The organism is Alkalimarinus alittae (genome assembly GCF_026016465.1).
Taxonomy (GTDB): Bacteria; Pseudomonadota; Gammaproteobacteria; order Pseudomonadales; family Oleiphilaceae; genus Alkalimarinus; species Alkalimarinus alittae.
The window spans coordinates 2227478-2242423 of the sequence record NZ_CP100390.1 but is presented as its reverse complement, the minus strand read 5'-3'; the positions used below and the strand labels follow the sequence as shown (position 1 = coordinate 2242423).

Sequence of the window (14946 nt, the reverse complement as noted above, 5' to 3'; positions counted from 1 at the left end):
GCGTTTAATTTGTATGAGGCCTGTTTAGTTTTTTAGAATAAACAGATAACACCGACATCGTATTTAGTTATAAAAAGCACTCTAATTTAAAATTTTAGATAGGTAGCGTGAAACAACATGGATTACTTTCCCGAAGACTTATTAGGCGCTCACAGTAAACTCATTATGGACCCTGTTCATGGAGGCATACCGTTATTCCCCCATGAAGTTGCCATATTAGATCACCCTCTATTTCAACGCTTACGAAACATATGTCAAAACGATATTTTGTCTCTGGTATTCCCAGGCGCAACCCATTCTCGTTTTTTGCATAGTATCGGTGTCATGCACGTGGGTGAGCGCATATTTTTATCGATGGTTAAGAGTTATTTAGAATCACGCCGCTACAAAGCAAAGGTGAGCACCACCCAAGAACAGTTTTTTGCAATCGATTACTTCAACAAAGTCATCAGACTGGCCTGCCTGCTTCATGACTGTGGCCACTCTAGTTTTTCTCATCAATTTACCAAAACATCTAAAATTAAAGACATGATGGAGTCATCAGGATTATTTCAGAAACTCTGGGCAGGCATAGACACCCAAGACCTTTACGACGCGACACCGACGATTATCGAGCACGAACACTACTCAAGTCGCTGCGCTCATCAACTACTCACTGATACAGGCGTGCAAGCGTCAGGCATTGAGCTAATTGACGTGCTGGCCATTATGGAAACCACGTCTGCGACCACTAGCGCTGTATTTAATAAGCATGCAGAATATTTCTGGCAATTTATCACCGGCAGCAAAGAAGTAGAGTGGAAAACCTCAACCACTATCCCACAGCTCGTTGCGGAATTATTATCCTCAATTATCTCAGGTGAAGTCGATGCAGACAGAGCCGATTACATGCTACGCGACGGGTTCCATTCATCGGTCACCATTGGCGGGTTTAACCTAGACCACCTACTTAGCAACTTAAGGTTTGGTTGGGACCCACAAACACCGTGGTTAGGACTTGCCATTACATCCAAAGGCCTAAGCGCACTTGAAGACTTTGTGTATAGCCGAAACCAGATGTACCGAAACGTTTACGGTCATAAAACAGCACTTGGTTTTGACTGGTTATTAAGAGAAGCCATTAACGAAGTGCTCGAAGAGAATGATATCTCAGATTATGTAGAGCAATGTTTAACGGATCTAGATGAATTCAGACACCTAACCGATAACTACTTCTGGGAATGTTTTAGACATCACGCCAGAAAACATCCTGACAGCTATTCATATTGCATTATTAATCGCGTAAAGCTTAAACATATCGATACACAATATGATTTACCACCTGATCAAATTGAACGTCGAAAACAAGCCCTTGCGGACCAATTAAAACTAGATAAAACAGCGGTAGTGTCTTGCACCATGAATGCAAAGTTCTCAAAAATAAGAGAAGACTTTGATCAGATGAAGGTACTGGTAAAAGACGCCATCACTCATAAACATCGACTAAAGCTAATACCCGAGGTCAGCACGTTTTTTAATAAATTTACTGATGGTACTATTACGCATTTTTACCTCAAGCCTAAACGACTAGGGTAACGTGAGTGATGGCATTTTTAGGTTTACTATCACCGTATAAACCACACGGCTCAAATGGCGTTACAAGGTAACGCCATATAAAATAATGAACAGAATTTAAATTAACTCGCTTAAAAATTAAGAATCTTACTTTATGAAAATTGTATCATTTAACGTCAATGGCCTTCGTTCAAGACTGCACCAAATGGAAGCCCTCGTATCGACCTACTCTCCCGATATCATAGGCCTACAAGAAACCAAAGTGCACGACCCTGAATTCCCACTTGAGCAAATGGAAGCACTCGGCTATCACGTAGAGTATTTTGGCCAAAAAGGTCACTATGGCGTAGCCATGCTATCAAAGCTAACGCCAACAAACGTTATAAAAGGCTTTCCCGGCGATGACGAAGAATCTCAAAAACGAATGATCATTGGACACTTTGACGTTGACGGAAAAGAACTCGTCGTGATGAATGGATACTTTCCTCAAGGTGAAAGCCGCGACCACCCGACTAAATTTCCGGCAAAACAAACGTTTTATGAAGACCTACAAAACCTATTAGTTGAAGACTATTCAAACGATCAAAATCTTATCGTAATGGGCGATCTGAATATATCTCCAGAAGATATAGATATCGGCATTGGCGCGGATAACGCAAAGCGCTGGTTAAGAACCGGAAAATGTAGTTTCTTGCCAGAAGAGCGTGAATGGTTAGCACGACTTAAAGGTTGGGGGCTTAAAGATACTTACCGCGAGCTTTATCCAACGTCAACTGAGTACTACAGCTGGTTTGACTACCGCAGTAGAGCATTTCAACGAGAACCAAAACGTGGCTTACGAATAGATCAAATTTGGGCAACGCCACCGTTGGTAGAAAAGCTTGATGCCTCGGGAATCTACTATGATATAAGAGCCATGGACAAGCCATCAGATCACTGCCCAATATGGTCCGATTTTAGCCTGTAACCGCTAACGTTTATAATTAGCGCAGCCATTGATAAAAAGGCTTTATGATGTGAAGTAGTTATCCTATTTGGAGCTACTTTGCACAAGCTCTTTGTATTCAGCAATTTAAACAGGGTATTATACCTCCAAAGTGACAGGACGTATTTTAAACAATGAAAACCCGTGATCGAATACTACATACCACACTAGAGCTATTTAATGAGTGTGGCGAACCTAATGTCACCACCCTGCAAATAGCCGATGAAATGGATATTAGTCCGGGTAATCTTTATTATCATTTCAAAAACAAAACTGAGATCCTAAGCGAGCTATTTGATTGGTACGAGAGAGAAATCGGTGAAATTCTAGACGTCCCTGAAACAAGTTTAGATGTAGAAGACCAATGGTTATTCTTACACCTTATTTTTGAAGTCATCGCTCGCTATCGGTTCTTATATCAAGACCTCGTTAACGTCATGTCTAGACATGAAAGACTGGCCAACAAATTTAAAAAAATCATCACTAAAAAAACTAACGCATCCCGCCTAATATGCCAAAACCTGGCGGAACAAGGTATTTTAAACGCCAACCCCAAAGAAATAGACGCCCTCTGTAAAAGCATCGTATTAACGGCAACCTACTGGATAAGTTTCTCCACCGTCATTGACGGCGAACAAAGTGACGATACGTTGAATCAAGGCGTATACCAAGTCATGACCCTGGTATTACCTTATTTAAGAGAAGAAGAACGCGCGTTATTGAGAGAAGTGGGTGAGTCGTACCTTTAAGCTAAAACTGAACAAATCGTAAATGCAAACCCTGTAAAAACAAACACTGTAAAAACCAAACCCTGATGCCAGCTGTCCCTCCTTTCATCAAGGCTATAGTTTTGTATTTAAGGCTATCTATAAGTCGGTGCTTTACCCTTTCTTTGACGCTTCAAGCTGCTTTTTAAGATCAGCGATCTGCGCCTCTAACGCTTTAATCTCTGCGCGACTTGGAATTCCCATTTTTTGCAGAGCCTTCGATACACGCTGATCAAAAACACTTTCAAGCTTTCCGATAGTACCGGTGGCTTTTTCTTTAACGCCTTCAACCGTATCTTCAACAACCTTAATACGTTTTTCGACCACACCACGGGTCATATGCTCAATTTCTTCGCCTTCTTTAACAAGCTTATCGAAGATTTTGCCTGCATCTTCTTCGGCTTTGTTATACGCACCTAAACCGGCCAACCAAATTTGGCGAGCAGAGTCTTTTATTTTGTTCGACAGTTGCTTTTCATCTGAAAGCGCTTCTGAGTGCGTATCTTCAATATTTTCTTTATCGGACATAACCAACCAAACCTCAGTGCATATAAACGTTAGGCCATAAAATAACTTATTTAAGGTATTCTAAATCAAGCGATCGCGTTTCTCACTAAAAACGACTCGAATTTACCTCTTATGTCTCGTTTAAGACAAATAAATTGGTCTATTTCTATTTATTAACTATAAATTTAGATAACGACATAAAAATAACATAAACCAATAAAAGGGTCTCACCATGGGAATGAGAGCAAAATATACTCTCATTGAATTATTAGTAAAGTGGCTAAATCGCGAACACCCTCCAAGAGAAATACCTCTCAGCGACTTCGAGCAAGTTCGCTATGAAATCAAGCCAGGTGACGTCATTCTGGTGGAAGGCCGAACGCGCGTAAGTGACGTAATAAAATTACTTACACAAAGCCGCTGGTCTCATGCCGCCCTTTATTTAGGACGGTTACACGAAATAAACCACCCCATGAGTCGTGAACGCGTAAAGTCATTTTTTGACGGCCAGCCCGACGTCCAGCTCATTGTAGAAAGTGAACTTGGTAAAGGCACCGTTGTTCGCCCTCTCACAGTATATGATCGTGACCATATACGCATCTGTAGGCCAAGAGACCTTACCTACAGAGATATGCAAAGTGTCGTTAACTATGCCGTCAGTCGATTAGGGACAGGGTATGATATACGCCAAATATTTGATTTAGCGCGATTCTTATTCCCATGGTGGATAATGCCTCGCCGATGGCGCTCTAGCATATTTCAACACAACATTGGTTTAGCAACCAAAACCGTGTGCTCAACCATGATCGCAGAAGCATTTGCATCGATTCAGTACCCTATTCTTCCTCTGGTTAAACGCAACGATAAAAACGAAGTAAAGGTATATAGACGAAACCCAAAGCTATGCACACCGAGTGACTTCGATTACTCCCCTTACTTCGATATTGTAAAATACCCGTTCATTGACTTCTCTCGGAGCAAACCGCATTACCGTTTAATGCCTTGGACGCGAGAAGGTGTACTTAAAGGTACTGAAGAAGGTCAGTACATTACTGATACACAAGAAGAAATTGAAACAGCAGAAAAAGATACATCAAATAAAGAGTAAATAGCTCAATTTTGATAGCACATTAACGGCTAGCAGGCGATTAATATATGCGTAAATGTGATTAAAAAACATACAATATTCAGTTGTATTATCGACATCTTAGTTAATACTTAGATGTGACAGGTTTGCATAACCCTGCTGCCTGTCTAGTAGGAAGTCTTTCATGGATACTACTCACACTCTTCCCGGCTGCCTTCCCCAGGTATCCGGGTTTTTTTGAAAACTCTATAATATCAATGATGTATAGTTATAATATTTTATTCTAATCTTAATTGTTACCAGTAAGTTACCACTTTTGGTTAAAATAGGCTCCTTAACCTTAAATTAGATAAGGTCGTTGAGACAATATAGGATAAGCGTACCTTGTTCTATCAAGACTCACTATACAAACTAAATTTGTATCGAGTAATAGAGGCTGCCAGCCTTGATCGCCCTCTCACGAAGACTTAATCATTAGTATTACTGTCAGGCCCGTAGGAGCCGTGAATCAATGTAGATGTAAAATTTAATACTTTTAAAACCAGTTTACAAGACATGTTACAAGTTCAGCATATCGGAAGATACGATCAAGTGAACAGAGCCATATAGCTAAGGTCAGGGTTCCCAAGCTTTACGCATTTTTGCAATGGTACTTTCGGGGACATCGTGAATACTTTTGTAATTCCCATTACAAACAACTGTCACCAATTCAGCATTGAATTGTTTAGCCATCTTTATATATGCCTCCATTTCCCAACGTTTGATAAAGGTATTGGATACAGCAACACTTTGACCTTTCTCTAAATGTGATGAGCACATCTTCTGACACCACTGATGAGCTTCACTCAATCGTTTAGGGTTAAATTGATAGGCACCATTTTGCCACATGAAAAACTGATCTGTTTCAAGGTGAATGGCGTCTATCTCTTTCGCTAGCGTTGATTTTCCACTGCCAGGAAGCCCACGAATGAGCGTAAGTGTTAACTGGGGATTTTTCGCCACTAAGATTCCACTTTCATCTGAATTAAACTATCGCCCATACTATTCGAAATGATAAACCAGTACTAAATTGCCCTTTTATTACTTATAACAGCACCATTAAACCAAGCCTTAATAGACTCTAATGTAACTCCACTTACCCTTTTGTTATATTTCAGGTGGACTTGATCAATTGAATAACTGCGTCCACAAACAAGCTTAAGACCTAACGTTGCCCTTTCTGGCTCCAATACTTTATAAGCATAATATTCCCCTCGAAATATACGCGCATGATAACTGGCAATACAGTGATGCTGTGCCTTTCCCTCCCGATGAAGGTCATGATTATTGGTAATAGGAATAATATGCGGTGTACCTGCTATTGGTGGCTCGCTGTATGTGAGTAAGGGTAGTTTTTCACAACTTTTCTCGTTAATTACTTCAGCTAATTTATCATGAAGATTAGTCAGCTGGTGCATGTCTTTACAGATACTTATGCGGCGAGTAATGTTTCTAATACCCAACTCTGCCGCCATATTTAACGTATCTTCAAAAATCATATCAAATTCTTTCCAGCTCCACCCCTCTCCATATTTTTGTATAAGTTTGGATGATTTCAAATCAGGGAAGCGCTGTAAAAGTTCCAGAATGTGGCTATCAAGATAAGGTAAATGACTTAAATGTCGAGCATCACTAGCCCAGTCATAAGTGGTCATTAACTCATATTCATAATCGCTAAAATAGTTAAATTTAAGCTTTAAGATGAGTTTTAAAACAGCCTTGCTATCACCTAAACCACATGCAGATATAATGTCTGTTCTTTTAGCTGAAAAGAGGCTCAAGACATAACTAGAGTCCCAATGTTTCAAATGTGCTGTTTTTAATACCAACCATACCAACTGAGGTGTGCTTTCAAACAACTCCCGAGCATACACAGACCGGCTAATACACCAAAGAAGTGGATATAACGTACCTCGATACTTTGATTCATACGCTACTAGCTCATCTTGTAGCCCTTCTGGAAAAGTTGATAACCATGGGGCCGCATCTTCTGTTCCATTAAGCGTCGCAAAAGGTACCCCTAAATCACTAAGTGCAGACATCCTTTGATCTTCTGTGTCGGCAACGCCAGACCAAGAAATACCTTTAGCCCATGACGTAATTGTTACTACGCACTCATATCCAAAATACTGAGAAAAGTTAATGACCAGACTGTTATTGTTGTCGACCTCAACCTGTAGCAGGTCTCTTGTATTGTTAACCATAAAACATCCTAAATCTTTAAACCCTTACCAAACTACAAGCGCTATGCTAACTGGTTGGTGCGACACTAAATGTCGTTATTAATGAATCAAACCAACAATGTACTTAACCTCTCTTTAATCTCGTTCCTAAAGGTTACACCTCATAAAACTTAATCACATTCCCCCACCCAAGCGCTTCTTCCGCCTTTTGTCTCGCATCAGACTCTGTATAAGCAGACACATGAACAGTGTTGCCATATTGATCTATCGCTATATACGTTTTCATATCAATTACCGTCTCGCTTTTCTTGCTAACTTTTTAGCTTGTTTCTGTTTCTTACGGTCAACACTACTGTGTTTAGTTTTAACACATGCATAACTTCCATCACGCATTAATGCTTTACCCTTGGGTGATTTAATAAATTGAATCGCATCACTACAACTTTCTCGTGCAGCATCCCTTATTAGCTGTTTCATGCTATGGGGTGATTTAACTTTGTTGCACTCGCGCAGCTTTTCCCAGATTATCATCGCCATATCAAATTTAACTTGTGCTTTTTCTTCAGTGGTTTCGCACGCTTTTAAAGCTCTATCTGATACCGATAATGCCTCATCTATGTATTCGGATTTACTTTTAATCAGGTTAAATAGTTGATGCTCATAATGAAGAAACTGAGGTAGATTCGGGTAATGATCAACCATACTCTTTAGACCTAGTTCAGTCTCAGGTTGCTTCCCCCAGTAACCCTTAAGCGTGCAATATCCTCGATAATATAGTGCCCCATCGGACTGTCTAGATTCAGCACTAATAAGCGCAGTTTTGGCTTTTTTCTTAAGTACGTCATTGTTAACGTCTTGCTCCCATTGCGATATCTTATTTTCAAGGTCTAACGTAAATGAACGTTTTTCAAGTGCATCAACCCCTGCACTTACCCAGGCCAAGTATTGTTGATGGTCTTTCTTGTAAAATATTTCTTGTAGAATTCTAATTGCTTGATGGTGCGCCATGCCCCCCGCTTCCAGAACTAAATCAAGACCTCGCTTATATTGCGACCGAGCCATCAAGTACATGCCAAACTGATAGGCCGCCTCGCCTGTTGTGTCGACTTTTAAAGCATGTTTAAAACAGCTATCAATAGTTTGACTTTCTGGCAGCATCAGTTGCTTTTTTATATACACATTAGCGTACATTAACCATGTTTCATGATGCCCTTGGCGGTGCGCTTTATCTAACCAATAACTTAAATCTCGCTGCAGCAGCTTTATATGCTCTTTCTTTTCGTTGCCTGTGACTTCTCCCTGCTTAACACTTAATTCAATTAATGACGAAGCGCGCTCGGCTAAAGAAAATGTGGCGTCTTTATTACCTGACAACGAGGCAACCACTTGTTCAGCCAGCTCTGAAACGACAGGCTCTTGCCATTGTTTGTTGTCTTCAGCTTGATTGTTTAGTTTAAAAGCCAAATATTGGGCAAGCTCAAACACACTAGTCATTAAACGCTTCAGCCTAGTTTTACTTACAGACGTATCGCTAGTCCACTGACCATCAAAACACTGCGTTATATGTGCGCTTTTATTGGCTTCTCGTCGAACCTCATTTAATGCTTCAATAATATAAGGCGGTACTTTGCCACAAATCGATATCTGGTTGATCTTATCGACCAAGTCACCTGAAATAGGTGGAGTGAGATTTAACCTGTCGCTCACTTCGTGACACCACAACTCCACAAATAACCGTGCTTTTAATAAACAGCACGAATGATCAGTTGCATAATATTTATCTGCCTCACTGCTTACCCGATATAGTTCGGGGAAGGTATGCTGTAAGAATGCGTAGTTATCGGTGGATTTAAGTGTTGTTGCGTTAGATAAATAGGCTACTTGTGTCATGGCTTGATCCTTCTAATTTATGAGAAATTCAGAAGGTTATGATGGCGATATTCTTGAAAGGATAAAAAGGACAACTAGAGGACAAAAGTGAGGCCATGAAACATAAGGAACAATGACGTTCATGACCGCAGGCGCAGAGTTTTAAGCTGAATTGGTACCATTCACCGTTACCAAGCTCTGCATCTTCACAAGCAGCTATATTTCACTCCCAAGTTTTTCCGCCAAAGCCTGTCTAGCTACATACTCCCTTAAATGTTTAAACGGATATGGCATAACTGTTAGCTGGCGGTGCCGAATATGAAGTGCAGACAGCAGGTCGAGTACTTTTTTAGGTACGTCTTCACGATTAGTGACGATCTGACGAATTTGGCAAAATTTAGGTATTGAACTGCGAACACTGCCTATAGCGCCAACATAATACTGCTTGCTCTCAGCATTATAGAAAAAGCCTTGCGTTGCTTCAAAGTGACCGCTGTCCCAACTACGTAAAGAGTCTTTAAGCTTGAATCCTTTCTCGCTCATCAACCATTCATAGAAGTGTTTGCCTGCACCTTTGTTATGAACTTGAGAAAGATCAGACCAAGCGATCGACTTTTCATTTTGATTAGCCGCCAAAACCGTTTGCAACTGATCTACCAAAATACCGGCTTTATCAATATTTGGGGCTACTTGCTCGATAAACTCAAGTATCCAATATTTTTCAATACCTTTACTTCTGCAATGATGAATTTCTTTAAGCGTTTCACTGAGCGCCTCAAATTCAGGGAGTGCAACGACTCCTGTATCCATAAATATATAGTAATCACCCGAAGCTTCATCTAGTAAAAACGGGGCGGACTTGTCATCTATTAGGTGCTTATGCTCTCCAAAATCAAGCAACAAGTCATCTGACTCCAGCTCATTGTAAGTATCAAATTCCAAGAGTTCGTTACAGACTTTCATGACATTCAACTTATATGAGCGGTCTTTCCAATTTACTTCAGGCAGACCGAAAATCCACCCTTCTGGAGGTTGATAGTCTGAAAGTAAAAAACGTCTAGATTGCACTTCATGTTTAATGAAAAGCTCTTTAAGTAATACTTCAGCCACACTGCGATTAAGCAACGTTTCACCTTTCTTTAAAAGAATTAGGTTTTCTGCCTCAGAGGATTGAATGACTGCGTTAGGGTGCTGACGTTTGATCCGCTTATATGGGTCATCCTCGTCTGTCTCGTAGCTATCAACATTTTCAACCAAAAGCAGATTTAAGCCACCTTCTGTGGGGATATTGGTGTGTTCAACCACAAAGCCTTCTCTTAATAAGTAGCTTTCAAATAACACACTTGCCTTTCTATTCTTACCGTAATCAATTAATGCAATGGGGAATTGCCGTAGATGCTCGAAAATTTTGTTATAACATTGCTCGACTGACTTTGTAGCGTTACGCCATTCCTCTCGTACACTACTCTCTATTTCATCAAACTCGATTTCTAAAGCCCCCTCATAGCAGGACTGAAGATCATCTATAAACTGAGCCAGAATACCCAATTTACTCATCTGAAAATTCATATAAGAATCGCTGGTCACATCCACCATAGCCACGGTGTTCTTTCTACCGCCTCTAAAGCTACGTTTGATGTAATCCCCCTTGGCACTCTTAGCGACTAACTGAGCCCACTGATCAAAACTATAACGAGTACTGTTCTGGACATCTCGATAGAGCGCTCCGTCAGGAGCAGTGTGATAGGAAACAGGAGTAAACGTTTTGACTCCAAGTGCCAAGCGCTGTCCTTGGTTAAGCAAACATGGCTGAAGGTCCACTTCTAGTGTCACTAGCGTGGTCTCTTTAATCCCTTTTTTAGGTGTCTTAACCGCTTTGACTACATAAAATAGCCCTTCTGCTTCAAAACGACTCATACCTGAACTTACATCATCGCCTTTAATTAAGTGAGGCATCGCTTTGATTAACAAGCGCGCCAACTGCCAGTCAGGTAAGTTGCTAGCGCCATCAATGGGAACTTCTGTGATTGCTAACCGCTGATCATCTAATTGGCACGACGAATTGGCAGGTAATAGAACCAAATAACAGCTAAACTTCCAATTTTGCACCAGGCTCAATACCTTACCTGTACCATAAAGCGATCTTACAATGTTCTTATAGCTCGTTCTACGTTCTGATTTCTCAAGACCTCTATAACTAATTTGATAAACTTTAAATTTATCTTGTATAGCGACTCGGTCTAACGCAATATTTTTTACTTTAGTCGTTTTAACAATACTCACTGTTTAACCCTTCCACTGGTAGACATAGCCACTGTGCTAACTCTTCAAGCACACTTATAATCGTTTCTCCAGACTCGCTATCAATCAAAGCTGGGATGGTTATCACTTGCGCTCTACTTTTACTTGTTTCTAATAACGTAGAGTCTAAATAGCTAACAGTACCTGGCGTCCCAAGCGCATTACAAAACACAAACCTTTTAATCTCACTCTTAGTTGATATATTTTCTAATTTTTTAATTAATTTTTGTGGGTCACCAAGGCCAACGCCCTGCCAGTGTTTAAAATCAACAAAGGCATCGCCAAAATCGCTTTTTATAACACCGTCGAAGTGTTCATATAACTCAATTGGCACGCGGTCCACTTCAAGTCCTACAGAATCTAACAACGCTATACAGGCTTGCTCACCCAGCGCTCCTTTATAGATATTCGTAAACATTACCGGCGTCATTAAGCGTTTGCTGTTTTTCCAGCAAGTAGCCCAACCATGCTCAATAAACCATTGCCTCACCGTGTCGTTTTTAACCATCGAAGTGAGGCCCGATTCGTGTTCACTCACTTCATTAGCTTCATTTGCGAAGTCAAAAAAATGAAAATCATTCAGTCTATTTCTATTATCGAGATCACCGTCATAGCGATAGCTTGACGGTAAAGGGCTCTCGACGTAAAACCTTGACCAATCTGAGTGACTCTCCTCACCCGTTGGAAACTCCAACAATTGCTCTCTAATCGCTTCCCAATTCTGTATACCCTTAACATCAGGATGTTTCATCAAGCGAGCCAATAAGTTAAACATATAGAGTGCCGACTCTTTATTATTACGAATAGCAAGATTCTGCTGACGATGTTTCATTCTGTCTTTGTTATCTGGCACTTGATATTGCTTAGAGTAATCAACAAGAGCGGTATATTCATTAGAAAATAAAGCGGTATCTCGATGATCTTCTGACATGAATTCAACCAGCTCGTGGTCAGCAAATAAATGGATTTCGCGTCGTTTAAAAGCAGTTCTTGCAGTACGCCCAACCGCTTGTTCAATTAACTTACACACTGTGTGTCGATAATCATCTGTCTGGTAATAACGCTTCAATAAAGCTGGCCGAGGTTGATTATTTAATATCGCCAAACACCAAGACTTAGCCTCAACGGGTGATATTTCACCGGTTTCCTGGAGCGATAAAATATTATGAAACTGCACTAACTTACTTTGTATTTTCGAAGTGTCATCAATAGACGGCAATAGTTGAGTAGGTCTTTCAAGATAGATAGCATCGATATCAGTCCGGCATTGATTTACCTGCCTATCACTGACATATACAAGGGAGTCATTCTCATTCTCTGGGTTAAAACAATAATCAGGGTTTTTCCCAGCCCCCATACTGGCATACGTACTAAGAACAATGACTTTCCCTTTTTCATTCTCTAACTGTTGAAGAATTTCATCCCGGTATCCACCATCCTTCATGAAGGTTGCATTGACGCCAACAAAAAGCCTCCCAGTCTGACCTACGGCTTCTAGCCATCGATTAATACATCCATTTAAAAACGGAATGAGTTTTGGATACTTGTCAGCACTCACCGTCCGGTTTAGCATCGCTACCATATAACGGTTATCTTGAGTGGAGCAAAAGTGTTTAATTGATTGCAAAAGTTTAGATAACCAGCTCTTCTCATAGTTACACGAATCACCATCGCCATTAAAAAGCTGTTGAAGAACAACTCCCGGGGTACGAACTCCAGGCATCCACTCTTCAATGCAGTTAACCAAGAACGCTTCCGACGCTCTAAACGAGTTAACCGATAATTTAACGCCACTATTAACGTAATCTCTTTTGGCGGCATAGTAATCGTGAATTAATTTACGCTGGTCTTTATTAAGCGTTACTAAGCGCTCCCCTAAACACTCATTAAGATATTTGAAATCAAAATTATGCAAAACTGTTTGAGCATCAGCCGTAGCGCTCACACCAAGGATACGCGCACCACTATTAACCATATCAAGCAGTAATGCTGAAGGCGTCTGCTGAAACCCATAAAAACTACAGTGAACTGTATCGTGAGTACCTTGATTACGGCCCACATCCACTAACTTTAAGCCGCGTTGGTGATAACTAGCCCTAGTCATCACGCTTCCACTTTTAATCCGGCCTAAACCTTGTCGATCAAACGCCTCTAGTACTCGGTAAGCAAATTCACTTAGGTTGTAATGTGCCAAAATAGACAACACAGCCTCTTGCTGAGTACCCTCAACCAACTTATCTAAGCGGCTATTACCCATACGGGAAGACATAGCAATATTCGTTTGGTATTGCCTCACGGATTTTTGCATGACTTGGAAAAAGCGTTGGTAAAGCCTGTCGGCTTCGTTAACAAACTGAGTTAATTGATTACTTGGTTTATCTTCGAATGACCCACTACCTAGCTTTTCTTCTGCCACAATTAAGTTCTTCTTCAACTCATGACGACACTGAAGGCTCAAACGGTGGCTCATCGTGTGTACGTGTGTAGCGGCACGATCAGAGAAAAGACTTAAGGGTTTATCGTGAAGTGAATCACCATCTGTATTGAAGGCATACTCAATATGCCAGCGAGCATCAAACGCTAAAAGTTCGCTACGCAGCTCATCAAAGAATGAATCAATACCATCGTATCGTTGGGCGTTTTCAAGACGGTAACGATTAAGGTTCCGCTCTAACGTCCGTAACGAACTCACCAAATCATTAGCTCGTTGCTTGGTTAAAACACCTAATATTTCAAGGTTCTGTTTATCAACCTCGTCAATTATCAGTAACTGATTCTCAAGATCCCTTAGTGGCCGATACTTGCCTTTAGTATGATGACAACCCGCAAGGTATTTTTGAGTCGTCATAAACATTACATTAGATGCATCTGTCTGTATTAACTCGCCCGGTAAAAACCGCCCTAACACCTGCATTAATGATTGACCTATTACAACAGGTTGATCACTTCGTTGGCGGCTTCGAATAGAGTCAGCGATTTTACTATAGAGCTTACTTGCATCGTTCTCTAAACCCGCATTCAAAATGGGTTTCGATTCTGGCTTATCTTTAATAAGACGTTGCAAATTAAAAAGCCTAGTCACTTCACGACTAATTTCACGATATTGATCAAGCTCAAACGCCTCAAGTATCCGTGCAATGTCTTCAGCTGAACAACTCAGCAACTGAGTCGCCTGGTTTGGTAAATACAGTATTTTTTGCTTTAAGTACTGTGCTTGCTCATCTGTAAAACGTGCTGTCCCGTCAACTTCTTGATCATCAATCAGCTTATGCAGGTCCGAGTAGGCATTGAGTACATTATCAACAGAGTCAGTTATATAGATTATCTTTCCTTTTTTACACGGCTGACCATCCCCCTCAATCTCACACTTTATTTGGTGTAAGACCTCTTCCAGTATCAAATTTAGCGCAGTATAGGTTTTGCCAATTCCCGTTTGAAATGGAAGGGGAACTAGGCAACCTCCAGATTCAGGCTCTCGTAGATAAGGCGCGACTAAAATTTTAGTCAAAAGACGGTCAAGGGCAGAAGGCTCTGGTTTTAAATCAAAGTTAAAATCTTGAAAAATTTCTATTCCAGATTCTATTTTTTCAGGTGCATTCATTTGAAAACCAGTCCTATATTTATTTAGCTCAGCTCGATAGTGAGGAGTGCAGC

The 14946-nt window shown here is 40.7% G+C and carries 11 protein-coding genes; 4 read left to right on the top strand and 7 right to left on the bottom strand.

Going from position 1 to position 14946, the window contains the following annotated elements; genetic code table 11:
* Positions 1-117 precede the first annotated feature (117 nt).
* The 3 genes from NKI27_RS10150 to NKI27_RS10140 all read left to right on the top strand — a co-directional run bounded on the left by NKI27_RS10150 (position 118) and on the right by NKI27_RS10140 (position 3288).
* Positions 118-1575, top strand: a complete 1458-nt coding sequence (locus NKI27_RS10150; RefSeq protein ID WP_265045945.1) for an HD domain-containing protein — start codon at positions 118-120, stop codon at positions 1573-1575.
* Positions 1576-1708: 133 nt separating this feature from the next.
* The gene (xthA, locus tag NKI27_RS10145) at positions 1709-2521 is read left to right on the top strand and encodes an exodeoxyribonuclease III (RefSeq protein ID WP_265045944.1); all 813 of its coding nucleotides are present in this window, start codon (positions 1709-1711) and stop codon (positions 2519-2521) included.
* Positions 2522-2673: 152 nt separating this feature from the next.
* Positions 2674-3288: a TetR/AcrR family transcriptional regulator gene (locus NKI27_RS10140; RefSeq protein ID WP_265045943.1), complete on the top strand. Its 615-nt coding sequence runs from the start codon at positions 2674-2676 to the stop codon at positions 3286-3288.
* Positions 3289-3420: 132 nt separating this feature from the next.
* Here NKI27_RS10140 and NKI27_RS10135 read toward each other — a convergent pair whose 3' ends face one another.
* Positions 3421-3834, bottom strand: a complete 414-nt coding sequence (locus tag NKI27_RS10135; protein WP_265045942.1) for a phasin family protein — start codon at positions 3832-3834, stop codon at positions 3421-3423.
* 217 nt (positions 3835-4051) lie between these two features.
* Here NKI27_RS10135 and NKI27_RS10130 point away from each other — a divergent pair, with 217 nt between their 5' ends.
* Complete coding sequence (locus tag NKI27_RS10130) at positions 4052-4921, top strand: YiiX/YebB-like N1pC/P60 family cysteine hydrolase (RefSeq protein ID WP_265045941.1); 870 nt, start codon at positions 4052-4054, stop codon at positions 4919-4921.
* Positions 4922-5515: 594 nt separating this feature from the next.
* Here the strand turns inward: NKI27_RS10130 and NKI27_RS10125 are convergent.
* The 6 genes from NKI27_RS10125 to NKI27_RS10100 all read right to left on the bottom strand — a co-directional run bounded on the left by NKI27_RS10125 (position 5516) and on the right by NKI27_RS10100 (position 14893).
* Positions 5516-5902 (bottom strand): ATP-binding protein, encoded by a 387-nt coding sequence (locus tag NKI27_RS10125; RefSeq protein WP_265045940.1) that lies wholly within the window; start codon positions 5900-5902, stop codon positions 5516-5518.
* Positions 5903-5964: 62 nt separating this feature from the next.
* Positions 5965-7143 carry a PcfJ domain-containing protein gene (locus tag NKI27_RS10120; RefSeq protein WP_265045939.1) on the bottom strand — a complete coding sequence of 393 codons (1179 nt, stop codon included), beginning with the start codon at positions 7141-7143 and terminating at the stop codon, positions 5965-5967.
* 133 nt (positions 7144-7276) lie between these two features.
* A complete protein-coding gene (locus NKI27_RS10115; RefSeq protein WP_265045938.1) occupies positions 7277-7408 on the bottom strand; it encodes a hypothetical protein in 132 nt (43 codons plus the stop codon).
* 5 nt (positions 7409-7413) lie between these two features.
* Positions 7414-9012 carry a hypothetical protein gene (locus tag NKI27_RS10110; RefSeq protein WP_265045937.1) on the bottom strand — a complete coding sequence of 533 codons (1599 nt, stop codon included), beginning with the start codon at positions 9010-9012 and terminating at the stop codon, positions 7414-7416.
* A 195-nt stretch (positions 9013-9207) separates the two neighbouring features.
* Positions 9208-11274 carry a hypothetical protein gene (locus tag NKI27_RS10105; RefSeq protein WP_265045936.1) on the bottom strand — a complete coding sequence of 689 codons (2067 nt, stop codon included), beginning with the start codon at positions 11272-11274 and terminating at the stop codon, positions 9208-9210.
* Positions 11261-14893: a hypothetical protein gene (locus NKI27_RS10100; RefSeq protein WP_265045935.1), complete on the bottom strand. Its 3633-nt coding sequence runs from the start codon at positions 14891-14893 to the stop codon at positions 11261-11263. The genes NKI27_RS10105 and NKI27_RS10100 overlap by 14 nt, the downstream gene beginning before the upstream one ends.
* Positions 14894-14946 lie beyond the last annotated feature (53 nt).

Coding starts and splice junctions, on each gene's coding strand:
- NKI27_RS10130 (WP_265045941.1), top strand. CDS start 4,052: ATGAGAGCAAAATATACTCTCATTGAATTATTAGTAAAGTGGCTAAAT.
- xthA (WP_265045944.1), top strand. CDS start 1,709: ATGAAAATTGTATCATTTAACGTCAATGGCCTTCGTTCAAGACTGCAC.
- NKI27_RS10110 (WP_265045937.1), bottom strand. CDS start 9,012: ATGACACAAGTAGCCTATTTATCTAACGCAACAACACTTAAATCCACC.
- NKI27_RS10140 (WP_265045943.1), top strand. CDS start 2,674: ATGAAAACCCGTGATCGAATACTACATACCACACTAGAGCTATTTAAT.
- NKI27_RS10100 (WP_265045935.1), bottom strand. CDS start 14,893: ATGAATGCACCTGAAAAAATAGAATCTGGAATAGAAATTTTTCAAGAT.
- NKI27_RS10120 (WP_265045939.1), bottom strand. CDS start 7,143: ATGGTTAACAATACAAGAGACCTGCTACAGGTTGAGGTCGACAACAAT.
- NKI27_RS10135 (WP_265045942.1), bottom strand. CDS start 3,834: ATGTCCGATAAAGAAAATATTGAAGATACGCACTCAGAAGCGCTTTCA.
- NKI27_RS10115 (WP_265045938.1), bottom strand. CDS start 7,408: ATGAAAACGTATATAGCGATAGATCAATATGGCAACACTGTTCATGTG.
- NKI27_RS10150 (WP_265045945.1), top strand. CDS start 118: ATGGATTACTTTCCCGAAGACTTATTAGGCGCTCACAGTAAACTCATT.